This is a genomic window from Parafannyhessea umbonata (genome assembly GCF_012844235.1).
In the GTDB taxonomy this organism is placed as follows: domain Bacteria; phylum Actinomycetota; class Coriobacteriia; order Coriobacteriales; family Atopobiaceae; genus Parafannyhessea.
This window is the reverse complement of record NZ_JABAGR010000009.1, coordinates 33716-59699: the sequence shown is the minus strand read 5'-3', so window position 1 is coordinate 59699 and position 25984 is coordinate 33716. Positions and strand designations below refer to the sequence as shown.

At 65.4% G+C, this 25984-nt stretch carries 21 protein-coding genes and 2 tRNA genes; 13 read left to right on the top strand and 10 right to left on the bottom strand.

Features of this window, described 5'->3' with window-relative positions:
- Window positions 1-96: 96 nt before the first annotated feature.
- Window positions 97-972: a helix-turn-helix transcriptional regulator gene (locus HF885_RS09010; protein WP_170104601.1), complete on the bottom strand. Its 876-nt coding sequence runs from the start codon at window positions 970-972 to the stop codon at window positions 97-99.
- A gap of 225 nt (window positions 973-1197) precedes the next feature.
- Here HF885_RS09010 and HF885_RS09005 point away from each other — a divergent pair, with 225 nt between their 5' ends.
- Window positions 1198-3465, top strand: a complete 2268-nt coding sequence (locus HF885_RS09005; protein ID WP_170104600.1) for a glycogen/starch/alpha-glucan phosphorylase — start codon at window positions 1198-1200, stop codon at window positions 3463-3465.
- A gap of 804 nt (window positions 3466-4269) precedes the next feature.
- Here the strand turns inward: HF885_RS09005 and HF885_RS09000 are convergent.
- The gene (locus HF885_RS09000) at window positions 4270-5208 is read right to left on the bottom strand and encodes an HAD family hydrolase (protein ID WP_170104599.1); all 939 of its coding nucleotides are present in this window, start codon (window positions 5206-5208) and stop codon (window positions 4270-4272) included.
- 95 nt (window positions 5209-5303) lie between these two features.
- Window positions 5304-6959 carry a Mur ligase family protein gene (locus HF885_RS08995; protein ID WP_170104598.1) on the bottom strand — a complete coding sequence of 552 codons (1656 nt, stop codon included), beginning with the start codon at window positions 6957-6959 and terminating at the stop codon, window positions 5304-5306.
- Window positions 6960-7031: 72 nt separating this feature from the next.
- Between HF885_RS08995 and HF885_RS08990 the strand changes: the two genes are divergently transcribed.
- From HF885_RS08990 to rdgB, 3 genes are all read left to right on the top strand, one after another.
- A tRNA-Val gene (locus HF885_RS08990) sits at window positions 7032-7107 on the top strand.
- A gap of 588 nt (window positions 7108-7695) precedes the next feature.
- On the top strand, window positions 7696-8448 hold the full coding sequence (gene rph, locus HF885_RS08985; RefSeq protein ID WP_170104597.1) for a ribonuclease PH: 753 nt from the start codon (window positions 7696-7698) through the stop codon (window positions 8446-8448).
- A gap of 60 nt (window positions 8449-8508) precedes the next feature.
- Window positions 8509-9141, top strand: a complete 633-nt coding sequence (rdgB, locus tag HF885_RS08980) for an RdgB/HAM1 family non-canonical purine NTP pyrophosphatase (RefSeq protein ID WP_170104596.1) — start codon at window positions 8509-8511, stop codon at window positions 9139-9141.
- 36 nt (window positions 9142-9177) lie between these two features.
- Here the strand turns inward: rdgB and HF885_RS08975 are convergent, their stop codons facing one another.
- On the bottom strand, window positions 9178-10269 hold the full coding sequence (locus tag HF885_RS08975) for a M24 family metallopeptidase (RefSeq protein ID WP_170104595.1): 1092 nt from the start codon (window positions 10267-10269) through the stop codon (window positions 9178-9180).
- A gap of 121 nt (window positions 10270-10390) precedes the next feature.
- Between HF885_RS08975 and HF885_RS08970 the strand changes: the two genes are divergently transcribed.
- The 4 genes from HF885_RS08970 to HF885_RS08955 all read left to right on the top strand — a co-directional run bounded on the left by HF885_RS08970 (window position 10391) and on the right by HF885_RS08955 (window position 13396).
- Window positions 10391-10690 carry a Veg family protein gene (locus HF885_RS08970; RefSeq protein WP_170104594.1) on the top strand — a complete coding sequence of 100 codons (300 nt, stop codon included), beginning with the start codon at window positions 10391-10393 and terminating at the stop codon, window positions 10688-10690.
- Between the two features lie 60 nt (window positions 10691-10750).
- A complete protein-coding gene (locus HF885_RS08965; protein ID WP_170104593.1) occupies window positions 10751-11689 on the top strand; it encodes a 4-(cytidine 5'-diphospho)-2-C-methyl-D-erythritol kinase in 939 nt (312 codons plus the stop codon).
- A gap of 14 nt (window positions 11690-11703) precedes the next feature.
- A tRNA-Pro gene (locus HF885_RS08960) sits at window positions 11704-11780 on the top strand.
- Window positions 11781-11929: 149 nt separating this feature from the next.
- Window positions 11930-13396 carry an ATP-binding protein gene (locus HF885_RS08955; RefSeq protein ID WP_170104592.1) on the top strand — a complete coding sequence of 489 codons (1467 nt, stop codon included), beginning with the start codon at window positions 11930-11932 and terminating at the stop codon, window positions 13394-13396.
- A gap of 766 nt (window positions 13397-14162) precedes the next feature.
- On the opposite strand, the gene HF885_RS08950 is transcribed toward HF885_RS08955, so the two are convergent.
- Complete coding sequence (locus HF885_RS08950; RefSeq protein ID WP_206109881.1) at window positions 14163-14528, bottom strand: ArsR/SmtB family transcription factor; 366 nt, start codon at window positions 14526-14528, stop codon at window positions 14163-14165.
- A gap of 36 nt (window positions 14529-14564) precedes the next feature.
- The gene (locus tag HF885_RS08945) at window positions 14565-14996 is read right to left on the bottom strand and encodes a low molecular weight phosphatase family protein (RefSeq protein ID WP_206109880.1); all 432 of its coding nucleotides are present in this window, start codon (window positions 14994-14996) and stop codon (window positions 14565-14567) included.
- 361 nt (window positions 14997-15357) lie between these two features.
- On the opposite strand from HF885_RS08945, the gene HF885_RS08940 reads away from it, so the two are divergent.
- Window positions 15358-16344, top strand: a complete 987-nt coding sequence (locus HF885_RS08940) for a D-isomer specific 2-hydroxyacid dehydrogenase family protein (RefSeq protein WP_170104590.1) — start codon at window positions 15358-15360, stop codon at window positions 16342-16344.
- A gap of 545 nt (window positions 16345-16889) precedes the next feature.
- Here the strand turns inward: HF885_RS08940 and HF885_RS08935 are convergent.
- Entirely contained in the window at window positions 16890-18083 is a 1194-nt protein-coding gene (locus HF885_RS08935; RefSeq protein ID WP_170104589.1) for an ATP-binding protein, read from the bottom strand.
- A 132-nt stretch (window positions 18084-18215) separates the two neighbouring features.
- Window positions 18216-18992, bottom strand: coding sequence for a radical SAM protein (locus HF885_RS08930; protein ID WP_170104588.1), 777 nt, complete (start codon window positions 18990-18992; stop codon window positions 18216-18218).
- 245 nt (window positions 18993-19237) lie between these two features.
- Here HF885_RS08930 and HF885_RS08925 point away from each other — a divergent pair, with 245 nt between their 5' ends.
- Window positions 19238-20464, top strand: a complete 1227-nt coding sequence (locus HF885_RS08925; RefSeq protein ID WP_170104587.1) for an iron-containing alcohol dehydrogenase — start codon at window positions 19238-19240, stop codon at window positions 20462-20464.
- Window positions 20465-20579: 115 nt separating this feature from the next.
- Here HF885_RS08925 and HF885_RS08920 read toward each other — a convergent pair whose 3' ends face one another.
- Window positions 20580-20993 carry a hypothetical protein gene (locus HF885_RS08920; RefSeq protein ID WP_170104586.1) on the bottom strand — a complete coding sequence of 138 codons (414 nt, stop codon included), beginning with the start codon at window positions 20991-20993 and terminating at the stop codon, window positions 20580-20582.
- Between the two features lie 351 nt (window positions 20994-21344).
- On the opposite strand from HF885_RS08920, the gene HF885_RS08915 reads away from it, so the two are divergent.
- Entirely contained in the window at window positions 21345-22670 is a 1326-nt protein-coding gene (locus HF885_RS08915; protein ID WP_170104585.1) for an MATE family efflux transporter, read from the top strand.
- On the opposite strand, the gene HF885_RS08910 is transcribed toward HF885_RS08915, so the two are convergent.
- Window positions 22660-23490, bottom strand: coding sequence for an MBL fold metallo-hydrolase (locus HF885_RS08910; RefSeq protein WP_170104631.1), 831 nt, complete (start codon window positions 23488-23490; stop codon window positions 22660-22662). The genes HF885_RS08915 and HF885_RS08910 overlap by 11 nt on opposite strands.
- A 285-nt stretch (window positions 23491-23775) precedes the next feature.
- On the opposite strand from HF885_RS08910, the gene tilS reads away from it, so the two are divergent.
- The gene (gene tilS / locus HF885_RS08905; protein ID WP_206109879.1) at window positions 23776-25296 is read left to right on the top strand and encodes a tRNA lysidine(34) synthetase TilS; all 1521 of its coding nucleotides are present in this window, start codon (window positions 23776-23778) and stop codon (window positions 25294-25296) included.
- Window positions 25297-25383: 87 nt separating this feature from the next.
- Window positions 25384-25935, top strand: a complete 552-nt coding sequence (gene hpt, locus HF885_RS08900; protein ID WP_170104584.1) for a hypoxanthine phosphoribosyltransferase — start codon at window positions 25384-25386, stop codon at window positions 25933-25935.
- The last annotated feature ends 49 nt before the right edge of the window (window positions 25936-25984 follow it).

Below are 25984 nucleotides of genomic sequence, written 5' to 3'. Positions count from 1 at the left end.
TGCGGGCCCCCACCTGTGGTTGCGTTAGTCAATCCTAGCGAAGTTTTGCCGCGCGTGCTCACCAGAAGCGACGGCGCGCCCGGCCCGCCGCGGGTGCTATGCCCTCGCGCGGAACTCCGTGGGCGTCATGCCGTAGCGCCGCCGGAACCTGCGGTTGAAGTACGAGAAGTTGTCGAACCCGCACGACTGCGCGATGGCGCCCACCGGGTCGTCCGTCTTCTCGAGGTAGTACGACGCGGCCGTCAGGCGGCACTCCGTCACGTACTGGCTGTACGTCATCCCCATGTCCTTCTTGAACACCCGCATGAAGTGCGCCTTGCTGTAGCCGGCCAGCCGCGCGGCGCCCTCCACGCTCGGCGGCGCGGCGTAGTTTGCGTTTACCTCGCGCAGCACCGTGCGCAGGCGCTCCGCCGCGGGCTCCGCGCGCTCCGGCGCGTCCGCGCTGCGAAAGGCATACAGCGCGTCCATCAGCATAAACAGCCTGCTCTTCACCATCAGGGAGTAGCCGGGCTGCCTCACGGCGCACGCGGCGTCCGCCCCGTCCAGCGCCCAGCGCACGCGCTCGTAGAACTCCGTCCCCTCCGGCACGGGGCGCGTAAAGCGCAGCGTGCCCTCGCGCAGCGGCTGCAGCACGTTGGCGCGGCACCAGTCGTCCGGCTCGTGGCTGTCCAGGATGTCCAGCGAGAAGATGATGTTCTCGTACTCCATGCGCGTGCCGTCGTCCCCGTCGATGGCGTGGATCTCTCCCGGCAGTATGGGCACGATCGAGCCGGCGTGCACCGGGTGCCGCACGAAGTTGGTGCTGATGGTGCCGCTGCCGCGCTTCACGTACACGATTTCCATCTGGTCGTGCCAGTGCGGCCTCACGCGCGCGAAGTCCTGCGGGATGGTGCAGAGGTACGTGTTGTACGCAAAGCCCGGCACCTCGTGCACGCCGGTCTCGCGGTATTGCTCGTATCTGGCAAAGTCCATCTGCCGGATGCCCCCGTCCTTCTCGCGCCGCGCCGCCGCCTGCCGCGGCCGCCGCCTGCCGCTGCCGCCGCCTGCCGGAAACGGTTGTGTGCTGGAAACATGTCAATCGTTGCTTACCACGATGCTAGTTTAGTACTAATAGAAGGCACCATGATGCAAGAAATGGCCCATCCGCTGCAACTATAGTGCTTGTTAACGTCATCAATGGCCTGAAAGGACCCCATCATGACCGAGTATAGCCTCGCCTCCTACGCAAAGAAGCCGCTCGCGGAGTGCACCGAGCTCGAGCTTTTCAACGCGCTGCTGAGCCTCACGAAGGACGCGGCGGCCGAGAAGGGCTACAACCAGGGCAAGAAGCGCCTGTACTACATCTCCGCGGAGTTCCTGATCGGCAAGCTCCTGAGCAACAACCTCATCAACCTGGGCCTGTACGACCAGGTGCGCGCGGAGCTCGCCGAGGCCGGCCGCGACCTGGCCGAGCTCGAGGAGTTCGAGAACGAGCCGTCGCTGGGCAACGGCGGCCTGGGCCGTCTGGCCGCGTGCTTTTTGGACTCGTGCGCGACGCTGGGGCTGCCCGCGTCCGGCGTGGGCCTTGCGTACCACTGCGGCCTCTTCAGGCAGAGCTTCGACAACAACAAGCAGTACGAGTCGCCGGACTACTGGCTCAGGTGGGGCCAGGAGAGCTGGATGCGCCGCACGCCCAAGCACTACACCGTGAACTTTGGCGACCTTTCCGTCACCTCCACCATGTACCAGATCGACGTGACGGGCTACCACAGCCAGTGCGACACGCTGAACCTGTTTGACGTGGACACCGTGGACGAGCGCATCATCCGTAACCGCATCAACTTCGACAAGTCGCAGGTCGCGAAGAACCTCACGCTCTTCCTGTACCCGGACGACTCCGACGAGGCCGGCCGCATCCTGCGCGTGTACCAGGAGTACTTCATGGTGAGCAACGCGGCGCAGCTCATGCTGGACGAGTGCGTCGAGCGCGGCAGCAACCTGCACGACCTTGCGCAGTACGCCGCCGTGCAGATCAACGACACGCACCCCACCATGGTGATCCCGGAGCTGATCCGCCTTCTGGGCGAGCGCGGCATCGGCTTTGACGAGGCCGTCCGGATTGTGCGCGACACCTGCGCCTACACCAACCACACCATCCTGGCGGAGGCGCTGGAGTGCTGGCCGCTTGGCTTCATCGAGCGCGTGGCGCCGCAGCTGGTGCCCATCATCCAGCAGCTGGACGCGTTTGTGCGCGGCCAGTACGAGGACGACTTTGTCCAGGTGATCGACAAGTGGCAGAACGTGCACATGGCGAACATCGACATCCACTTCAGCCACTCCGTCAACGGCGTCGCCGCGCTGCACACCAAGATCCTGGAGGACTCCGAGCTCGCGCCGTTCTACAAGATCTACCCCGAGAAGTTCAACAACAAGACCAACGGCATCACGTTCCGCCGCTGGATGGTGGAGTGCAACCCCGGCCTGAACAAGCTGGTCTCTGGCAAGATCGGCGAGGGCTGGAAGACCGACGCGGAGCAGCTTGAGCAGCTGCAGCCGCTGGTGGACGACCCCGCGTTCCTGGCGCAGCTCGACCAGGTGAAGCGCGCCAACAAGCAGACGTTCGCCACGTGGCTCGCCGCGCACCAGGGCACCGTGGTCGACCCCGACTCCGTGTTCGACGTGCAATCCAAGCGCCTGCACGAGTACAAGCGCCAGCAGCTCAACCTGCTGTGGGCCATCCGCAAGTACCAGCGCCTGCAGATGCTCGAGGCCGACGAGCTGCCCAAGCACAAGGTCACGGTCATCTTTGGCGCAAAGGCCGCCCCGGCGTACACCATCGCCAAGGACATCATTCATGCAATCATCTGCCTGGGCAGGGTCATCGAGGCGGACCCGGTGGCCAGCAAGTACCTGCAGGTTGTCATGATCGAGAACTACAACGTCACCGCGGCGCAGCACCTGATCCCGGCGGCCGACATCTCCGAGCAGATCAGCCTTGCCTCCAAGGAGGCCTCCGGCACCAGCAACATGAAGTTCATGCTCAACGGCGCCGTCACGCTTGGCACCATGGACGGCGCGAACGTCGAGATCGCGGAGCTCGTGGGCGCAGACAACATCTACACCTTTGGCGAGTCCTCCGACGAGGTGATCGCCCGCTACAAGCGCGGCGACTACAACCCCAGGAGCTACTACGAGAAGGACAAGGAGCTCGCGGCCGCCGTGGACTTCCTCACGTCCGACGCCATGCTCGCCCAGGGCGACGCCACCAACCTGAACCGCCTGCACGACGAGCTCCTGAACAAGGACTGGTTCATGACGTTCCCGGACTTCGCCGACTACTGCGCCACGAAGGCCCAGGTCCTGAAGGACTACGAGGACCGCGAGGCCTGGCAGCGTAAGGCCCTGGTGAACATCTCGAAGGCCGGGTACTTCTCGTCCGACCGCACCATCGCGCAGTACGAGAAGGACATCTGGCACCTGCGCTAGGTGCGCCGCGCGGGCCACGGACAGCGGCTTGCGTGCGGCAGGCCGGGATGTGCACGGCGGCTCGCGCGATGTTTGACCTCCCTATTGCCGGCGTCGCCTCCCCCTTTCGGTGGCGCCGGTCCCCCATATGCATGGCCGAGGGCCGCGCCTCCATCCCGGGCGCGGCTCTCGGCGTTTTGGGGGGTGGCGGTGCCGGCGGCTGATGGACGTGCGGGCGTGCGCGGATCAGCTGAGCCGCACGCACCCGGCCTCAGTCTGCACGGATCTGTAAGGTCGGCGCTGGTGTGTACCCCGGGGTGTCGGGGTTGCGTCACACACCGAATCCCAGTTTGCGGAATCTTGTAAGGTCACCCCGAGTGTGTACCCACCGTTGTACACACTGGGGGAGAGTTTACAAGATTCCGCTAACTCACCCTTGGTGTGTGACGAAAATCTGGGTCCTGAGGCAAGAATCGCGGGGTGTGTTGCGTAAAATGCAATAAAGCCGAGGGTGTGTACCCCCCGTAAGACAGATTAGAATTCATATGATTGCAGGTCAGCGGCTCAACACATAAGGATTCAAGCTATTGTAGCTGTACACACCCGCCACTTTCTGCCATGGGGACCGTCGAGACGCAACACACCCCGCGCGAGATTGGAAAAACGTGCAAACTCGCATGGGGTGTGTAGCGATGCGTGGGCCTGCGGGTACACACCCGGCTCCAGTTTGCGGAATCTTGCAAGGTCACCCCCGGTGCGTACCGGCACCATGGTGCTCGCGCAGCACCCGCCCGAGCCCCGCGCGCCCGCGCCCGGCGCGCGCTCCTACGACTGCCGCTTGATCGCCAGGATGGTGCGCATGGCCTGGCAGAACCCGTCCGTCGAGTCCAGGGCAGAAACGAACGCGTTGCCGCGGCCGGCGAGCGCGGCCTGGCTCTTTGGGTTTCCCATGCCGTTGCGCATCAGCAAGAACGTCCCCGCGTACGGGGCCATCGCGCAGTCCGCGGGAGAGTCGCCGCAGCAAATGACCTCGGCCGGGTCCCACCCCATCAGCTCGATGTAGCGTGCGGTCGCGCTGCCCTTGTCCAGCCCGCGCGGCGTGATGTGGTACGTGTGCACGTCCTCCAGCGTCCCGTCCGGCCGCCGCGGCAGGACGGTGTCGCCGGTGATCCGGCTCACAAAGCCGTTGTCAGCCAGGTACATCGGAAGCCCCGTCTCGTCCAGCATGGCCTGCGCCTCGTCCTCCAGCACGGCGCCGCGCAGCCCCACCGTCACCTCGCGGTACTCGAAGCCGATGTTGTTGTCATGATACGTCTCCAGGCAGTCGTACCAGCGGTCGAGCATCCGCCCAACCACGCCCGTCTTCACGATCAGGTCGTGCGGGGTATCGCCGCAGCCGGGGTCGTACGGCATGTCCGCCGTGAAGTAGCGCCAGTCGCTCGTGGCCCCCTCGCTCAGGCACAGGATGCCGCCCATCTCGCCGATCCATCCGCGCAGCCCCAGCATGTGCGCGTCCTCGCGAACCATCGCGCGGTTGCGCCCGGTGCACGGAATGACGCTCACGCCGGCGCGCCGCAGGTCAACAAGGGTCTCGGCCAGCTCCACGGAGGGGGTCCCGTCCGTTGCGGCCAGCGCCTGCCCGTGGCTCACCATGGTGTTGTCCGTGTCGGTGATTACGTATTTTATGCGCGAGAAACGCTGGGCTATGTCCTCGGGAACGCGTGCCGGGTCCGTGGGAAACGTGGGTAGCGACAATCCGGGCATGATGCTCCTCTCGTCCGGCGAAGCGCGCCGGTGCACGGGTCTTCCAAAAAAGAGCGGCGCCTCGCCATCGTGGGCAAGGCGCCGCGCACACGTTGCTACTTGTCGACCGAATCCCCGGCCACGACCCCGCCGTTCGCGGCTGCTCCGTCGGCCCCGCCGTTGGCCACAGCCCCGCCGTTGGCCGCCGCCTCGCCATCGGCAGCGCTGGCTCTTCTCGCCAGCGCGTTCTTCACCGCGCGGTGGAAGATCTCGCCGTCGGGCTCGCACGGGACAAAGCGGTCACCCTCGTGCTGGCGGGTCTCGTCGCCCTTGGCCAGAAGGCACACCACGGCACCGCGGTCAGACGCAAACGCCAGCTCGACGGCGCGCTCGATGGCGGCCGGCCGCTCCAGGATCACCTCGTGCGGCTGCCCGGCGGGGGTGGCGTCGCTCATCTGCTGGCAGATGTCTGCAACGGAGTCGTGCGCGGGGTCCTCCTCGGTGTAGATGAGGTAGTCCGCCCACTTGGAGGCCTCCTGCGGCAGCTCCTGCCGGCGCTCGTAGGCCTTGCCGCCCGGCGCGCCAAACACCGCGATCACGTCGCGCCCGGCGAACTCCTTCACGATGGAGCTAAAGAACCGCTGGTAGCTTAGCTTGTTGTGGGCATAGTCCACAATGGCCGTCACCTTGGGGTCGTCCGTCAGCAGCAGCTCCATGCGCCCGGGAACGCGCACGTGGGAAAGCCCGGCCACAACCTGATCGCGGCCCACGCCCAGCACCTCGCACATGGCGATGGCCGCGCACGCGTTGTCCACGTTGAACAGGCCCGGCATGCTCACGGTCACGTCGCCCACCCAGCCGGGGGTGTGGCACGCAAACGTGATGCCGCCCTGGAACGGGCGCACGTCCGTGGCCCACACGTCAGCGCCGGCCTCGCGCGCGGCGTTCGAGCAGCCAAACGTCACCACGCGCTCGCAGTGGCGGGCGTGCTCGAGCACCGTGTCGAGCTCGTCGGTGTCAAGGTTCACCACGGCCACGCGCGCCTGGTCAAAAATGCGCAGCTTGCTGCCAAAGTAATCTGCAAAGTTGGGGTGCTCCACGGGGCTAATGTGATCGCGGCCTATGTTCAGGAAGCACGCGACGTCCAGACCCAGGTCCACCACGCGGTCGTACTTGAGCGCCTGGCTCGAGACCTCCATCACCAGGTACGGCAGGCCAGAGTCCGCGGCGTTGCGCACGTGGCGCCACAGGTCGGGCGACTCCGGGGTCGTGTTCACGCTCTCGAAGTGCTCCACGCCGTCGAACGTCTCGATCGAGCCCAGGATCGCCGCACGGGGCTCGGCGCTGCCGGCGTCCAGGATCTGCTTCAGCATGTAGCTTACGGTCGACTTGCCCTTGGTGCCGGTGATGCCGACCACGTCGATGCCGCGGTCCGGGTGGCCCCACGCCGCGGCGGAGGCCACGGCCATGGCGCGGCGCAGGTCGCTTGCCACAAGCTGCGGCACGCCAGGCGCCACGGCGGCAAGCTCGTCCGCACGGGCGCCGTCGCACAGGTAGGCGACGCAGCCCGACTCGAGGGCGGACGCAAGGTACGCCGGCTTGAACGCGGCCCCCTTGCACACGAAGAGATGGTAGGGTGCTGCGAAGCGCGAGTCGCAGTCCGCGCCGGTGACGCGGGTCTGGGCCGTCGCGTCGTCCATGTTGGAGACGCGGTCAAGCAGGCCCTGGGTGCTCAGAAGCTGAGCTATGCGCGCAAGAGTCATGGTATCCATGTGGGAAAGTATACGGCAGCTTGCGGCCGCGCGCCCGCGCGCCCGCGCGTGTGATAAACTCACCACGCATCCGGACGGCTGGCGCAGCGGCTAGCGCAGGTGCCTTACAAGCACAAGATCGGGGGTTCGAATCCCTCGCCGTCCACCATCGCACCCTCGGCCGGGCCCGCACGCGCGGGTCCGGCCTTTTGCTGCGCGGGGCCCGCGAGCCCCGCGGCTGGCGCCCGGCTGGCGTGACCCTCGCAAGTCCCACTACCTGACAGATCCCGAACCTGTCAGATAGTGATGCCCCCGGTCCCTCACTACCTGACAGAACCCGCACCTGTCAGAAAGTGGTGGCTCCCATCTGGCTTTTCGCTCGATTTCCACCCCCGAGACGCTCACTTTCCGACAGATCTCGCTTCTGTCAGAAAGTGAGCTCGCCCCACACCTCACTACCTGACAGAACCCGAACCTGTCAGATAGTGGTGCCCCCCCGGCCCCTCACTACCTGACACTTTCCGCACCTGTCAGAAAGTGGTGGCTCCCATCTGGCCTTTCGCTCGATTTCCGCCCCCGAGGCACTCACTTTCCGACAGATCTCGCTTCTGTCAGAAAGTGAGCTCGCTCCACACCTCACTACCTGACAGAACCCGCACCTGTCAGATAGTGAGCGCCCCCGGCCCCGCCCGCGTCCGCCCGTCCCTCACTCGCGTGGTAGGCTTCTGCTGAAGAACCCCAGCAACAGGAGGAAACGATGGACCAGCACAACACCCCCGCCGCAGGCACCCCCGCGCGCAGCTACGGCCGCGCCGCCAACCAGATGCGCCCCGTGAAGCTCACGCGAGACGTGATGATGAACGCGGACGGCTCGTGCCTGGCGGAGTTCGGCAACACGCGCGTCATGTGCACCGCCACGGTGGAGGAGGGCGTGCCCGCGTGGCGCAAGGGCTCGCGCGCCGGCTGGGTCACCGCGGAGTACGCCATGCTCCCGGCGTCCACGTCCACGCGCACGCGCCGCGAGTACAAGGGCCGCAAGGGCCGCTCGATGGAGATCGAGCGCCTCGTTGGCAGAAGCCTGCGCGCCGTGTGCGACATGCATCGCCTGGGCGAGCTCACCGTCACGTGCGACTGCGACGTAATCCAGGCGGACGGCGGCACGCGCACCGCGTCGATCACCGGCGCGTGGGTGGCGCTGCACGACGCGCTCCAAAAGTGGGTCGACGCCGGCAAGATCAAGCGCCTGCCGCTCACCGGCCAGGTCGCGGCCATCAGCATGGGCAAGGTCGCCGATCACCTCCTGCTCGACCTCGACTACCCCGAGGACAGCCACGCGCAGGTCGACCTCAACCTCGTGTGCACGGGCGACGGCGGCATCGTGGAGGTGCAGGGCACCGGCGAGCGCTCCACCATCAGCCGAGAAGAGCTCGACGCCTTGCTCGACATGGGCCAGGCGGGAATCCAAGAGCTCATCCGCCTGCAGAACCGGGTCACGGGCTTCTCGGACTAGCCGCCCCGCGCGCCGCCCCGCGCGCTACCATCGACGCATCCAGCCAAAGGAGAGAAACCCATGGCACTCGACATCAGCACGCTCGACCCCGCAAAGACCGTCGTCGTCGCGACGGGCAACCCCCACAAGGTCACGGAGATCGAGGCGATCCTCGGCCAGAGCCTGCCGGGCGTGCGCTTCGTCGCCCTCGGCGAGCTCGGCAATTTCCCCGATCCGGTGGAGGACGGCGACACCTTCGCGGAAAACGCCTACATCAAGGCGGCAGCCGCGCTCGACAACACGGGCCTTGCCATGGCGGTCGCGGACGATTCCGGCCTCTGCGTGGACGCCCTCGACGGCGCCCCCGGGATCTTCTCGGCACGCTGGGCCGGCGAGCACGGAAACGACGCCGCCAACAACCAGAAGCTCATGCGCCTGATGGAGGGCGTCCCGCGCGAGCGCCGCACCGCGCGCTTCCACTCCAGCGTCGTGCTGGTGGAGCGCGACGAGGACGGCGAGGGCGTCACGCACGGCGAGGGCGACTGCGAGGGCTTTGTGGCGACGGAGCCGCGCGGCGACGGCGGCTTTGGCTACGACCCGCTGTTCCTGCCCAACGACACCCCGGGCAAGACCATGGCAGAGCTCTCCGCGGGCGAGAAGAACGCGATCAGCCATCGCTTCCACGCCCTGCAGAACCTCGCGCGGCAGCTGTAGCCGCGCCCCCGCGCGCCCCCGCGCCGCGCGCTCGCGCTACACCTCGAGCACCGTGGCCTCGTGGCTGTAGTGGTTCAGCACCTCGCAGCCGTCCTCGGTCACGATCACCAGGTCCTCGATGCGCACGCCCACCTCGCCGGGAAGGTACACGCCGGGCTCGATGCTAAAGCACTGCCCGGCGCGCACCGGCTCGTCGTGCGTCGCGCTCACGTCGCCCGGCTCGTGGTCCTCAAGGCCAATCTGGTGGCCCAGGCGGTGCGTGAAGTACGGGCCAAAGCCGGCGTCCTCGATAATGCGGCGCGCGGTCAGGTCTATCTGCGCAAACGTGACGCCCGGGCGCACGATGGCCTCCGCGGCCTCGTTCGCGCGGCGCACGGTCTCGTACACCTCAAGCTGGCGCGCCGTGGGCGTCGCCGTAAAGAACGTGCGCGTCATGTCCGAGCAGTACGCGTCCTGCTTGCAGCCCACGTCAAACAGCACCATGTCGCCCTTGTGGAACACGGTGTCGTCCGGCTCGTGGTGCGGGTCCGCCGCGTTCGCGCCAAAGCTCACGATGGGAGAAAAGCTGTGCCCCTGGGCCCCAAGCCGGCGGTACTCGCCCAGAAGGCCGCTTGCGATCTGGTGCTCCGTCACGCCCTCGCGCACCTGCGCCGCAAGCCAGGCCATGGCGCGGTCGTTCGTCAGGCTCGCCTGGCGCATCAGCTCCTGCTCGCGCGCGTCCTTCACGGAGCGCGTGGCGTCCACGGCCCACGAGCCCAGCCTGAAGCCGCTCGCCGCGCGGGCGTCCATCAGCGGCAGCAGCCAGTTGGCCACGAGCTTCTTGTCCACGCCCAGGGGCGCCGCGGCGTCCAGCTCCGCCGCAACCAGCGGCACGGGGTCCTCCGTGTCGTCAAACGTCACCAGCCTCTGCGCGGCACCCGTCGCATCCGGAAACAGCCTGTTGCAAAACATCACCGTGCGCGGGCGCCGCTCGGCGTCACACGCAACCAGAAGCCCCAGGAACCGCTCGTACGGCTCTGTGTAGTAGCCCGTCAGATACCAGATGGACATGGGGTCGCACACCAACATCTGGCTCAGCCCCTGGCTTTCGAGGTTCTGAAGCACCCTTTCGGTCCTGCTTTCGTTCATTTTCGCTCCTTAAGCCGCGTTTTCCGTGGATGTGGCGTCAGCGCCATATACTAGAGAGTTGCTTAACACTGGGCCGGAGGGCCGTCATGGGCCGCCGGCCGCGTTTTGGAGGTACAGATAGATGGAAGTCGAGGTTCCACCCGCCAATAGGGTAGACCAAATCCGAGAAGAGCTCGTCTCTCTTAGGGGAAGACATCTGCGAGTCCGGGCCAACATGGGTCGCTCCCGCGTTGTCGAGCGCACCGGCACCCTCGTGGGCGCCTACCCCACGCTGTTCGTGGTCGAGGTCGAGGAGCGCCGCGGCCGCAAGGCGCGCCAGTCCTACCAGTACGTGGACGTGCTCACCGGTGCCGTCGAGATCTACGATCCCGACACCGGCGAGCGCCTGTTCGACTTTGGCTTCGAGGACCAGCAGCTCTAGCGCCGCTGCTCGCCCGGGTGCGGCGGGCCGCGCGCCCGCCGCAAGAGGATTGGTGGTCGCATGTCGCACGTAACGATCGACGCTCCCGTCAAGGTCAACCTGCACCTGGGCATCCATCCCGGGCGGGACGCGCGCGGCTACCATCGCGCGGATTCCGTCATGGTCGCGCTCGGCGTGGGCGACACCGTGACGGTGGGCACGCTGCCCGCCCCCGGGCCGCACGCCAAGCCGCCCGCGCTTCCCGAGCCGCCCGCGGCCGATGCGTCCGGCGTCCTTCTCGCCATGAGCGAGGACGTGGGCGTCCCTCCCCAGAAGAACACCGCCTGGCAGGCCGCCGCGCGCCTGCGCCAGGCGTTTGGCATCTCCGTGCCCGTGCGCGTCGAGGTGCGCAAGGCCGTGCCGCCGCAGAGTGGCCTTGGGGGCTCGTCCAGCGACGCCGCCTCCGTGATCCTGGCGCTGTGCCGGCTGTTTTCCCTGGACGAGAAGGACCCGCGCGTCGTGGCCGCCGCACGCTCCGTGGGCGCGGACGTGCCGTTCTTCCTGAATCTGGCGCCGTCGTACCTGACGGGCGCCGGCGACGTGCTCGCGCAGACGTTTCCCGTGCTCGAGGGGCTGCCGGTGGCGCTGGTGAGGCCGGCGCGGGGCGTCTCGACCGTCGCGGCGTACCGCGAGTTCGATGCGGCGCCCGTCGTGCCCGCGTCGCCCGCGCCCATGCTTGCGGCGCTGCGCGACGGCGACGCCATGGGTGTGGCGGCCGCGCTGTACAACAACCTTGAGGGCGCGGCAACGCGCCTTGTTCCAGAAATCTTGCGCGTGAAGTCGTGGCTGCAAAGGCGGCCCGGCGTGGTGGCCGCACAGGTAACGGGGTCTGGTAGCTGCGTGTTTGCCATCTGCGAGACGCATGCGGCCGCCCGCGCGATCGCCGCGTGTGCGCAAGATGAGGAAGATTGGTGGTCTTGCGCAACATTTACGGTTGGAAAACGCGCGCAGTTCTGCTAGAGTAACTACGCTAACGGGTTGTGGCTCAGCTTGGTAGAGCGCTCGGTTCGGGACCGAGAGGTCGCTGGTTCAAATCCAGTCAACCCGACCACGAATGTCAAACGGCCAGAGGCTTCGGTCTCTGGCCGTTTTTCTATCGCATGCCTTATTGTTCCACTTAAAGGTGGCGACGCGGCTCATATTGAGGGCTAATTAGTGCTGTAGAATATCCGGAACTATATTTTCGGACGACGGGGTCTCATGGGTACCGATGTTGATATTGCGCTGCTTGTGAAGGAACTATGCCATCACGACGCCGAGACAGAGTGGATTGAGTTCAAGACGAACAACTCGGATGCTGAGATGATTGGCCAAAGGATAAGCGCGTTAGCTAATTCTGCTTGCAGGCTGGGCATCCCTACAGCATACATGGTTTGGGGCGTCGATGATAAAACGCATGATGTCATTGGCAGCTCCTTTCGATATCGGCTTGAAAAGAGGGGCAATGAGGAGCTTGAGAACTGGCTCCATCATCAGCTGACAGATAACGCATCATTCGAGTTCGCCGAAGACGTTGTGTGCGGCAAGCGCGTGACGGTTCTTATGGTACAAGCAGCCTTTTACCATACCGTTGACTTCGAACGGGTTCCTTACATTCGAGTGGGAAGCTATACCAAGAAGCTGCGGGAATACCCCGTCTTAGAATCAGAGGTTTGGAGTCGAATTACAAAATCGGACTTCGAGAGCATTGCGGCCAAGGGAGGCCTAACTCTTCCTGACGCACTGTCTCTGCTCGACTTTCCGAAGTACTTCGATTTGCTTGGAACGCCGATGCCGCAGTCGCGGGACGAAGTCGCGCACTACCTCTGCGATGATGAAATAATTCTGCGTCAGGATGATGGCCGTTATGCCGTGACGAACCTCGGCGCAATTCTGTTGGCCAAGAGCCTCAAAAACTTTCCTACGGTTGCGAGGAAGGCATTAAGGCTCGTTCAGTATAAGGGGCGAGGTCGGAGCGAGATACTCAGAAGCAAGGACTACGAGGGCGGTTATGCTGTTGAGTTCGAGTCGGCAGTCGAAATGATAATGGCGCTTACACCCGCAAAAGAGGACATTGTTGGTGCAGTGAGGGTCCAAACAACCGCCTATCCTGAAAGGGCAATTCGTGAGATTCTTGCTAATGCGCTCATTCATCAGGACCTTGCGGTAACTGGTAGTGGTCCCGTCGTAGAGGTGTTTTCCGATCGCGTAGACTTCACCAACCCAGGGACGTCGCTTGTGGATCTTATGCGGTTGGTTGACAACCCTCCGAAATCACGAAATCAGAAGCTTGCGAGCCTGATGAGGCGGTTTCGTTTTTGCGAAGAGCTTGGAACCGGCTGGGACAGAATCATCTCTTCATGCGAAGCGCTGTATCTCCCGGCGCCCAAGGCTGTTGAATATGAGGGGGCGGGTGGCAGTGTGAGAATTTCCCTGCTCGCTTATGTGCCCTATCGCTCGATGAGCTTACAGGATCGCGTTATGGCTTGCTACTGGCACGCTTGCATTTGCTTCACGAATGGCGAGGCCATGACCAACAAATCGCTTCGCTGCCGTTTCGGAGAGGGGGGACCCAGTTCCTCGACCGTCTCGAAGCTGCTGGCGACGGCGGTCGGAGATGGCTTAATAAAACCTGTCGACCCTGAAACCGCTCCGCGATATATGCGTTATGTTCCCGCTTGGGCGTAAGGCTAACTTTCCCGTAACTTTCCTAGGGGGTTTGTCGTTTTATATATCCGCAGGTAGAAGGGGCTATCTTTACACGTCCGGTTCTTCTCGTAACTTTCTTTGCTACGAGCGGCCTCATGCTCAGAAATGGCCATAGATTTCTGAGCCTAACTTTCCTTAATTTTCTAAAACGAATGTAAAATTTCTAAATATTTATTATAATAGCGAAGAATAATAATATTATACAGAAATATCAGCGAAATGCATTTTCTCCTGAATATGGGCTAGGGGAGAGCATGGGCTATAAATGTGCACGGCGACTGCACAACACATGCGTTCGTTCTCATTTACTGCAGCCACGCCAAGTCGAGGCGAGTGATTGACTCCGGGCGGAATTACGCTCTAGGTAGCAAGAAGCGTGAGGTTTGATTTTTCGACGGCATGCGATTACGGGTCGGCCTGGACAAGGCACCTGTCAGGCTCGGAGCCAATGTAGAACGCGGCGCGAGGCGTGTTGTGTTTCGCTTCTCGGTTGTTTGATGCTACCGCATTGTCGAAGTCTTCCTGTGCGAGGAGTTGGGTGTACGGGATGCCGCTCTTCTTCATGAAGATTGCGAGCTTAGTTGCGTCGCACGGCCCGCAGCTTTGGACGCAAGTAGAAAAACGTGTACTTGAGATACGCGAAATTTCGCAAAATCATGTACTCCAAGTACACGAAATTGTTGTCGCAAGACAGATGCAAGTTGGCCTAGCTTGCTAGCAAAAGACAGATGCAAGTGGCAGCAGGCTAGTTGCTGCAGCTGCACGAGCCCTGGCGCGCGCACGAGCAGGCGCCGGCGGGCTCGTCGCCGTCGCCGACGTCGGACGCGGTGTCCGCAAGCAGCGCAAAGGCTGCAGACATCTTGCGCGCGGCGCCGGCGTCAACGGAGTAGTAGCACCAGCGGCTGTCCTTGCGGCACTGCACGAGGCCGCTGTCGCACAGCACCTTCATGTGGTGCGACAGCGTGGGCTGGGTTATGTCCAGGCCGTCCAGCAGGTTGCAGGCGCACACCTCGCCGCCGCGCTCGAGCATGTGCACGATCGCAAGGCGCCGCGCATCCGCAAGCGCCTTGAACACAGCCCTCAGCTGGTCGTCTGTCATTTGGCTTTCCATCTGGTACCTCCGTTGCGCCCCGCGCGGCTCCGCGGCCTAGGCGCGTGCGATCTTCTCGCCCAGCTGGCGCAGGTGCTGCGCGATGGCATCCGCGCACTCCCGGTAGGAGCGGGGCGAGCCGCCCATTGGGTCGTCCAGGCCCCAGTCCTCGCGGTGCGCGCACGGCAGGCTGGGGCAGGAAACCCCGCACCCCATGGTAACAAGCCAGTCCACGCGCGGCAGCCGGGAAAGCGGCTTGGGGTGCAGGCCGGCCGCACTGACGCCGCGGCGCGCGAGCTCTTGCAGCGCGCCCTCGTCCACGTGGTCGGTGGGGTCCGTTCCCGCCGAGAAGATCTGTGTGCCACGGGGCAGCAGCTGCCTCGCGAGCGCCTCTGCCATCTGGCTGCGGCACGCGTTGTGCGTGCACACGAAGGCGATGGTGGGTGCGTGGCGTGGCGCGGCGTTTGCGAATGCGTTCGAACTGTCCATGGCCTCGTCCCTTTCCACGGCGTTATCGCAGGTGGATTCGATTATTCTAACAACGTATCGACATAAATCAATACACACAGGCGAGAAGGGCGTGTGGCCTTCCCTGTGGCAACGCCCGTTATGGTGAGTGAGTCGCGCCCGCGCCGTCTGGCGGGGCGCGACGAACGGGGTGCGTTCGCGACGAACGGTTGTGCATAGCCTGCCAACGTTAACGTATAGGCACGCTTCGCGCGCGACGCGGCGCGTCAACTAATATGGAGCCACGTGCCGCGGAGCCGTCTGCGGCGGCGGATGCGCGGCCGCGGCGCGCAAGGGGCGCACGGCCAAGGCGAACCGCCAACTACCGGGGGAGGTTCTTCTCATGAGGCTTTTTGCCTACGCGCTGCGCGAATACGACGAGCTTGGGTACATGCAGGAAGCTGCGAGCCAGATGGGCTTCGAGTTCGACTGGACGAGCGAGTATCCCACGCTAGAGAACGCCCACCTTGCCGCGGGGCACGACGCGCTGTGCATAATCACCAACCCCATGCCGGCGGAGCTGCTGGACGCGTTCTGGGCGCAGGGCGTGCGCTACCTCTCCACGCGCACCATCGGCTACGAGCACATCGACGTTGCCCACGCCCGCGAGCTGGGCATGCGCGTCTCCAACGCGCCGTACCCGCCCGAGGGCGTCGCCAACTACGCCATCATGCTGATGCTCATGGCGCAGCGCAAGGTCAAGCTGCTGGCCCGCCACTCCGCGGCGCAGGACTTTGGCCTGCGCGGCAAGCTGGGAAAGGACATCTCCACCTCCACGGTGGGCGTCATCGGCACGGGGCGCATAGGCTCCACGGTGGTGCGCCACCTAAGCGGCTTTGGCTGCAAGATCCTGGCGTACGACCCGTATCCCAACGACGACGTGCGCGCGCACGCCACGTACGTCGACCTTGACACGCTGCTTGCGCAGTCCGACGCCATCACGCTGCACGCGCCCGGCCTGGCCGAGAATTACCACATGCTCGACTCGGCGGCGTTTGCCAAGATGAAGGACGGCGTGGTGCTGGTGAACGCCGCGCGCGGCATGCTGGTGGACACGGAGGCCCTGGTAGCGGCCGTCGAGTCTGGCAAGGTGGGGGCCGCGGCGCTCGACACCATAGAGAACGAGGCGGACCTGTACTACCGCGACCTCAGCCGCGACGCGCTGCCCAACCGCGACCGCAGCGTGCTGATGGCGTTCCCCAACGTAATCGTGTCGCCGCACATGGCGTTCTACACCGCAGAGGACGTGCGCGCCATGATCTTTAACTCCGCCGGCGCGCTTTTGGCGTTCAGCCGCGGGGAGGAGACCCCGTTTGAGGTGCGCGCATAAGCTCTTGCGTGCGAAAGGCCCGCGCGTGTTCATTGGTTAAAAAAGCGTCCGGTCGGTGGTTACTTCTAGAGACTGAACGGACTGGAACGTGGCATGCATGAGTCGGGACTGAGGGGGATTGCCCACCTGAGCCCCGATTCTCTTCTCGTAAGCCAGGTCTATAGAAGATTGGGATTGTTGCATTGGGAGCTAGAGGCCCGACAGGTCGTCAACACGAGGGCGGACGTCGCCCATGATCTTATCGGCAATCTCCGAAATCTGGTGGAATCCCATGCGCGCGATTCTGTCGCGCGATGCTTCAACGGTGGGCGCGCTCCTGCGGCTGCATTACGTATTTTCGGCATCGCAATTGTGCCAGGAAGTCCGGCACATCTTACGAGAGCATGCATGAGACGCTAAGGCTAAGGCTGGGAAGCGTTCCGCCATGGTCAGATGCGCCTGAGGAAGATGCGCCAGTCGGTCCCGAGTTCTTGCGCTTACGACTTGACACGAGCGAGGAGGGCACGTGCGATGCTACGGCAGCGAAAGCGCTCCTGGCAGAAGTCCTAGTAGAAAAGGGGCACGCGATCACGGAGGAAATCGTCCAAGGTGCAGGCTCCAGAGGAACTGCCGCCCACGACGATGCGCTTTGCCTGGGGGTGCCGGGAGAGGAACTGCGCCATGCCGCCCTGACGAGACTCGCTGCCGCCCTTGACCTCGATTGCGGAGATCGAAGCGTTTCTGACGGCCACGAAGCCGACCTCGTTCGTACCCTCGCGCCACCAGAAGAGGCTGAAGCCCTCCTCAGGCGCGCGCGCAAGAAGACGGGCGCCGACGGCCGATTCGACGAGGTGACCGCGCCGCGCGCTATCCGCGGCGTACGTTGCCCTGCCAAGCCCATCCGTTGCCGTCATGAGCGACGTGTCGTACACCATGAGACGCGGGGAGCTCTTGCGGCGTGTGACGGGCTTCTCGTCGTACTTGGGAAGCGCGCAGAGCACGCCTGCCTTGCCAAGGAGATCGAGGTAGTGGGCGAGCGTGGTGGTGTTGCCCGCGTCCTGCAGCTGGCCGAGCATCTTGTTGTACGAGAGCTCCTGGCCGGAGTACGTGGCGCCCAGCCGGAAGAGGGCGCGCATGAGCGCGGGCTTGCGCACCTGGCCGAGCGCGAGGACGTCCTGCGAGATGGTGGGCTCGATTATCGTGTCGCGCACGTACGAGGCCCAGCGCTTCTCGTCCTTTGCGAAGATGGCCGCCCCCGGGTAGCCGCCGAGGTAGAGGTAGTCTTCCAGGCTGTACCCAAACGCTTGCGAGCACTCCTCGAGGCTCCAGTGGGGCGACCTGATGAGCTCGAAGCGACCCATGAGGGAATCCTCCAGACCCCCGTGCGGCAGCGGGGAGGACGAGCCGCTGAGCACTGCGCGTACGGGCGTGCCGTTGCGGCGGTCGGCATCGTAGAGACCCTTCACGACCGTTGGCCAGTGCGGGATCTTCTGGACCTCGTCCACGACCAGGACCACGGGGCGCTTGCCGCCGCCCGTCATGTTGCGTGCCTGCTGCCACTCTGTCTGCAGCCACTCCGCGCTGGGCACGATGGCGTCATCCGAGCTGACGTAGCTATGCTCCAGGTCGATTTGATCGAGCGCCTGCGTGAGCATGGTGCTCTTTCCCGTTTGCCTTGGGCCCACGACCACCTGGATGAGCGGGTTTTCGACCTCGCGCATGCGTGAGACGATTATCTGCACCTGGTGCCTCTGGAACATGCTGGCCTCCCTGCACTTCTCAACGTATTGAGTAAGTATACTCAACATACTGAGTAAATTTACTCAGTATGTTGAGAAGTGCAGGTAGATGGCGAAAAATGACACTTGCGGCGTGGGCGCTGGGTGCCGGGGCTAGTAGGAGACTTGGCAGCGGATGCCGGCGGCGCGGACGCGGTCTGCGATGGCGTCCATGGTCTTGCGGCTGGCCTTGCAGAGGTCCGGCGCGGGGGTGTCGCGGGCGATGGTGTAGATGGTGGCGTACTGCGGGGCGATGCGCTTGACGTCCTCGAGCCACTCGCTGACCTGGTCGTACGAGGTGTTGGAGACGTCGCGGCCCTCGAACGTGCCTTCGAGGAAGATGGTCTGGACGATGACGTGGCCGTCGAACGCGGCGTACGCCTGTACCTGGTGCTCCACGGAGTAGGGGATGTTGGGCCTATCGAGCGCGCGGGCGAGGGCGTCTGCGTGGGCGTCGAGCTTGAGGATGTTGTCGTCCACCTTGAGCAGGGCGTCGCGGACGGCGGGCCTGTCCGCGAACGTGCCGTTTGAGAGCACGGCGATCTTTGCGGCCGGCGCGAGCTCGTCGCGAAGCGCGATTGCGGCCTCGACCGCCTTGGGGAAGATGGGGCTTGCCGTGGGTTCGCCGTTGCCGGCGAAGGTGATGACGTCTGGCAGGTCGTCGTCCGAGGCCATGAGCTCGAGCGAGGCACGGAGCCCCGAGGTGACGTCCTCGAGGGTGGCGTAGCCGTCGCGCGTGCGCCTTTGGGAGTTGAAGCCGTTTTCGCAGTAGATGCAGTCGAACGTGCAGATCTTGCCCGTCGAGGGCATGAGGTTCACGCCGAGGGAGACCCCGAGGCGCCTGCTGCGGACCGGCCCAAAGACGGGACTGTCATTGAGGAACGTGGCCATGCTCTTCTCGCCCTCCCTGTGCGCGGAGTTCCGCGTGGTGGGTTGTCCACTGATTGATGGACAACTATTTTCAATAAATTTTGCCCTTTGCTTAGGTTCAATTCATTTTAATGCTTCATTCGGCAATTTTTAGGACATTATTACCGAATAGTTACCGACGGGGGCGACGGAATGTGATATGCCTACGTGTGTACGGAAACCAGCCTGTCGCACGAGGCGGCGGGCACAAGCGTAGGGAGCTTACTATGGGCCGTTTTACCAACCCGCGTGATCTGTACTTTGGCGAGGGGTCTCGCCACGAGGTCAAGAACCTGAAGGGCAAGAAGGCCGTCATCGTCTCTGGCGGACACAGCATGCGCCGCGGCGGATTCCTTCAGGACGTCCAGAAGGACCTGGAGGACGCCGGCTTCGAGGTGAAGCTGTTTGAGGGCGTCGAGTCTGACCCGTCCGTCGAGACCGTCATGAAGGGCGCTGCCTTCATGCAGGAGTTTGGCCCCGACTGGATCATTGCAATTGGCGGCGGCTCGCCCATTGACGCCGCGAAGGCCATGTGGATCAAGTACGAGTACCCCGAGTGCACCTTCGAGGACATGTGCAAGGTCTTTGGCATTCCCGAGCTGCGCCACAAGGCCCACTTCTGCGCGATCAGCTCTACGTCTGGCACCGCGACCGAGGTGACCGCGTTCAGCATCATCACCGACTACCACAAGGGCATCAAGTACCCGATTGCCGACTTCGAGATCACGCCTGACGTGGCTATCGTCGACCCCGAGCTGACCTACAGCATGCCCGCGAAGCTGTGCGCGCACACCGGCATGGACGCGCTGACCCACTGCCTGGAGGCGTACGTCTCGACGGCGGCCTCCATGTTCACCGATGCCGACGCCCTGCACGGCATCCGCGAGATTCACCACTGGCTGCCGATTTCCTACACCGGCGACAAGGAGGCCCGTCAGCACATGCACGAGGCGCAGTGCCTTGCCGGCATCGCGTTCTCTTCTGGCCTGCTGGGCATCGTGCACTCCATGGCGCACAAGACCGGCGCGGCCTTTGAGAACGGCCACATCATCCACGGCTGCGCGAACGCCATGTACCTGGGCAAGGCCATCCAGTGGAACTCCAAGGACTCCCGCGCCAAGGAGCGCTACGCGTACGTTGCCAAGGAGATTCTGCACCTGCCGGGCGAGACCGACGACCAGCTCGTCGACTCCCTGGTCCAGGAGATCCGCAACATGAACGACAAGCTGAACATTCCGCAGGGCATCAAGAACTACGCGAACGGCGGCGTGAAGGCCGACGCCACGGGCGAGCCCGTGATGGTCTCCGAGGCCGAGTTCAAGGAGAAGCTGCCCCAGATCGCCGCGAACGCCGCGCTGGACGCCTGCACGCCCGAGAACCCGCGCGAGACGAAGCCCGAGGACTTCGAGAAGATTCTGACCTGCTGCTACTACGACGAGCCCGTGAACTTCTAACGAAGCGCGCGGAGACGCGAGTGGCCGCATAGGCCGAGTTTGAGCGAAAGGGGAGCCCGCCGGCGAAATGCCGACGGGCCCCCCTTGTGCGTGCGGGCGCGGGGCGCGTGGGACGTTACGCCTGGGCGAGGAGGTCCGCCGCCTTGGCGCTGCCGGGCTCGAGCGCGCCGAGCGCGCGGTACATCCACTCCGTGCGGGCGGGGTCGAGCGACGCGGCCTCTGCGGAGGTGGCGAGGGCGACGACCTTCTGGGCGAGCTGGGACTGCTCGGCGGAGAGCGCGTCCACGTCTGCCACCTGGTGGGCGGTGACGCCGCGGTGCTCGCTGACGTGCTGGACGAAGCCGAGGACGTCCTGGGCGGTGCCGGTTGCCGAGGCGTCGTCGCCGTCCGCGTAGGTGCGGATGGCATCGACGATGACCTGGGCGGGCGTGCCGCAGGGGACGAAGCCGGGGACGGCGTCCATGGCCTCGGTGATGGTGGCGCCGAGGGCGACGACGGCGCCGGCGAGCTGCTTCTTGGGATCGGACATGGGACTCTCCTTCTGTGCGAGGGCTCTGCTTGACCGCACTAGGATATGACACCTCGACACGCACATTAGTGTTGCCGCGAGAGAATAGCTGCAATTTCTATAACAATTGGGGCGAGACAGCGCGTTCTTCTCGCCCGCGCGCCTTGTTGTGGGGACATGGCGGGGATGCGCGGCGGGGCCGTGCGGTATCGTGGTGGAAAGAAGTTTTGCGGGTGGCTGGCGCTGTGGCTGCCGCCGCGTGGAGTCGAGGGGAAGTCCTGCTGGGTGGAGAAGACGCGTGAGGCCGGGGAGCCAGGGCGAGCCGGTGCGACAGGCGGGCTGAGCGGCACGGCCGCGCGAAAGTATCGCCAGATGACGGAGAGCCCCATTCCGCGGCTGGTTCTTTCGCTTGCCTGGCCGTCGATCGTGTCGAATCTGGTGACCACGATCTACAACCTGGCGGACACGTTCTTTATTGGGCGGATCTCCACCTCTGCCGAGGGCGCGATCGGCGTGGCGTTTGTGGTGATGACGCTGATCCAGGCCGTCGGGTTCTACTTTGGGCAGGGGACGGGCAACGCGATGTCGAGGTATCTGGGGATGCAGAACCAGCGCATGGCGGACACGATGGCGTCCGTGGGCGTTACCGCATCGTTTGGGTGCGGCGTGGCGATTGCCGTGCTGGGGCACGCGTTCTTGGTTCCGCTGTGCGTGCTGGCCGGCTCGACGCCCACGATTCTGCCGTACGCGCGGACCTACATTGGGCTGATCCTAGTTGGTGCGCCGTGGATGTGCGCCGCGCTGACGCTGAACCAGCAGCTGCGCTTTGAGGGCGAGTCTGCGTACGCCATGGTGGCGTTTGTGTCCGGTGCGGTGCTTAACTTTGGGTTGGCCCCGCTCTTGATATTTGTTGCGGGGCTGGGTATCGCCGGCGCGGGGCTGGCGACGATCATCTGCCAGTTTGTGAGCTTCTGCCTGCTTGTGGCGGGCATGCAGAGAAGCCACGTGGCACACCTTTCGATTGGGGCGCTTGCCGGCGGGCGCGACATTGCGCGCGAGGTGAACAACGGCGGGCTTCCGTCCCTGGCCAGGCAGCTGGTGGGCGGGTTTGCGATCACGGTGCTGAACAACGCCGCCCGCCCATTTGGAGACGCCGCCATCGCGGCCATCGCCATAGTGCAGCGCATAGTGAGCTTTGGCAACTACATCCAGATTGGCATTGGGCAGGGGTTCCAGCCCGTGTGCGGCTACAACTACGGCGCGGGCCGCTACGGGCGCGTGCGCGAGGGGATGCGCTTTGCGCACCGGGCCGCGTTTGGGATCGTCGCGGTGGTGTGCACGGTGACGTTTGCGTTTGCCCCGCAGATCGTGGGCGTGTTCAGAAACGATCCCGAGGTCATAAGGATCGCAACCGTGACGCTGCGGTTTCAGAGCGTGACGCTTGCGCTGACCGGCGTTGCGATGATCACGAACTTTGCGCTGCAGACGACGGGCCGCATGTGGCGGGCAACGTTTCTGGGGCTGTGCAGGCTGGGGCTTGCGCTGGCGCCGGCCGTCGCGATCATGTCGCGCCTGTTTGGGCTGGCGGGCGTGGAGGCCGCGCAGTCCGTGGCGGACGTAGTCACCGTGAGCGTCGCCATCCCGATGACGATTGGGCTTGGGCGCGAGCTGCGCGAGCGGGAGGCCGCTACCAGATAGCGAGGGGCTCGTCCTGGCTGGCGACGCAGATGGTGAGCAGGCCGTCGGGCGTGCGGGCCTCTGGCGCACCGTCCGCGTCGGGCTGGACCATGGCGCCCATGGCCTGCGCGAGCGTGCGGATGCAGGTGGCGGGCCGGTTGTTCTTCTGCGAGAGGTGGAGGGCCACGACGGTCTCCGTGTCCTGGGTCACGAGCAGCGGGAGGGCGTCCGCGGCCTGGTCGTTTGAGAGGTGGCCGGCGTCGCCGCCGACGCGCGCCCGCAGCCACGCGGGGTACGGGCCGTGGGCGAGCATCTGAACGTCGTGGTTGCTTTCGAGCCCGAGGATGCGGACGCCGCGCAGCTGGCCGAGGGCCTCCGCGGTGAGGTAGCCGGTGTCCGTGCACCAGCCGATGGAATCCTCTATCTGGCCGTCGGCGTCGAGCACGGAGAAGCGCAGGCCAAACGGGTCGGCCACGTCGTGCGAGGTGGGGAACGTGGTGACGACCATGCCGTCGAGCTCGAGCGTCTCGCTGTGGGTGACGAGCGTGAACGGGAGGCTGGCCAGGGGCTTTGCGCCTCCGGCGGTGCCGGCCGTCGCGAGGAGCTCGCCGTCGAAGTGGTTGCTGAGCACCGGGAGGCCGCGCGTGTGGTCGGAGTGCTCGTGCGTGACGAGGACGTGCGTGACGCGGTCGAGGTCGCAGCCGCACGCGTCCGCGCGGCGCATGAGCTCGCGGCGCGAGATGCCGCAGTCGATGAGGACGCTGCCTTGCGGGCCGTCGACCACGGCGGCGTTTCCCTTGGATCCGCTGGCCAGTACGTACAGGTGCATCTTAGGCGTCATGTTGCTCCCGGTGGGGTGGCGGCCGCGGAACGCGCGGCCGGGGATGGTTTCGAGCTTGGCATTGTAGTGCATGGGGGTGTGCGGCGCGTGGCGGAGGGCCGGGCAAGCCGCCCCGAGCTGCGCCTTGCGTGCTCCGCCTCCTGCGTGTCGCGTGGGTTTCCGCGGTGCCGCGCTCGCCCGCGTCGGCGTATCCTACACTTACTTGCTACTAACATTCTTGCCACCGACAACCTCGGTGGGCCCGCGGCCCGGCGTCGCGGGGCGCTCGTCCGGACGGAGGCAGCGTTGCCAAGCGTCAGCAGAAGGTTCGCACGTACCGACCAGCGGTTCCAGAGGCCGTCGTCCAAGCGCGACGACAGCCTGCGCGCGCCGGTCGTCCTCATGGTGTCGGGCGGCGCGGACTCCACGGCGCTGCTGCTCCTGGCGGCCACGTCGGAGCTCGACATCGACGACGGCCGCGGCACGGCGCGCATCGCGCGCGAGCGCCTGCACGTGCTGCACGTCAACCACGGGCTGCGCGGGCTCGACGCGCAGGAGGACGAGGAGTTCGTGCGCGAGCTCTCCGCCCGCTTCGGCATCCCGTGCACCGTGCGGCGCGTGGACGTGGCCGGGCTCGCGAGCGAGGGGGCCCTGGGCCAGCAGGCGGGGTCCAACGTGGAGAACGTCGGCCGCGAGGTGCGCTACCGCGAGGCGACGGAGCTCGCGAACCGCCTGTGCCGCGAGGTCGACGTGCCGCGCTCCGCAGCGCGGATCCTCACGGCCCACACGGCCGACGACCGCGCCGAGACCTTCCTCATGAACGCGATCCGCGGCAGCGGGCCCGCGGGCCTCTCGTCCATACCGCGGCGGCGCAACCGCATCGTGCGCCCCCTGCTCGACCGCACGCACGAGGAGCTGTGCGACCTGCTTCGCATGCGCGGCATCGTGTGGCGCGAGGACCTCACGAACGCCGACACCCGCTACCTGCGCGCCTTCGTGCGCCACGAGGTCATGCCGCTTCTTCGCGAGCGCAACCCGCGCCTTTCGTCCAGCGTGTCCGCCTCGTGCGACATCCTCTCTGACGAGGACGCGTACATGAACCAGGTCGCGTCGCGCACGTACCGCGAGCTCGTGCGCCGCAGCTCGCCCACCATGGTCGCGCTCGACGGCGCGCGCCTCGCCGCGTGCGAGGTCGCCATCGCGCGGCGCGTCGTGCGCAAGGCCATGCTCGCCGTCTGCCCGGACGCCCGGCTCGAGGCGCGCCACGTCAACCGCGTGCTGTCGCTCGTCGCGGCGGGCGCGGGCTCGGCGTCCACGCCCATGGGCTGCGACGCCCGCATGGAGTACGGCCTGCTGTTCGTGCGCGCGCAGGGCGAGAAGGGCGGCCCCCTCGCCCTGTGGCTCGACGTGCCCGGAAGCGTCGCGCTGCCCGACGGCCGGCGGCTCTCCGCCCGCCTCGTGCAGGTGCCGGCGGGGTCCTCGCCGGAGGCCGTCGCCCGCGCCCACGCCGTGGAGTGGGCCGGCCAGTCGGTCCTTCTCGACGCGGTGGCCTGCGGGCTCGACCTCGCGCAGGGCGGGCGCCTGTGGGTGGACGCGGCCGCGCCCGGCGACGTCATGTGCCCGCTCGGCATGCACGGCCAGAGCAAGAAGCTCTCGGACCTCCTGAACGAGGCCAAGGTCCCGGCGGCGGACCGCCCGCAGGTTCCCGTGGTGCGCACCTCTCCCACAGGGCAGGTGGTGTGGGTCGCGGGGATACGGCCGGACGAGCGAGTTCGAACGCTTCCGCGCACAAGGCTGCTGCTAGAATTGGGCATTGGTAGGGACTGACCGCAAGAGAGGGCATGGTCGGCCCGCAAGGCCGGCGCATGCAGGGGCAGCCGTCGCGCGCCCCGCATACAAGCGAAAGGGAACGCAATGGCAGAGCTGCATCCGGACATCGAGAGCGTCATCCTGAGCGAGGACGACATCAAGCAGATCGTGGGTCGCCTGGGCCAGGAGGTCAGCCGCGACTACGAGGGCAAGAACCCGCTGGTGGTCGCCGTGCTCCGCGGCGCGTTCGTCTTCACGGCGGACCTGCTGCGCAAGATCACCGTGCCGTGCGCCGTCGACTTCATGGCCGTGTCCAGCTACGGCGCGGGCGTGAAGAGCTCCGGCGTCGTGAAGATCCTGAAGGACCTCGACACAGAGATCCAGGGTCGCGACATCCTGATCGCGGAGGACATCCTCGACTCGGGCCTCACGCTCAGCTACCTGGTCGACCTCCTCAAGGGCCGCGGCGCCAAGTCCATCAGGATCTGCGCGTTCGCCGTGAAGGACATTCCCGGCCACACCGCGGCCGTCACGCCGGACTACGTGGGCGCGCACGTCCCCAACGAGTTCATCGTGGGCTATGGCCTCGACTACGCCGAGCGCTATCGCAACCTTCCCTACGTGGGCATCCTGAAGCCCGAGGTCTACAGCAAGTAGGTCTGAAGCAAGCAACGCAAGGAGTCACTTAGTGTCGGACAACAAGAAG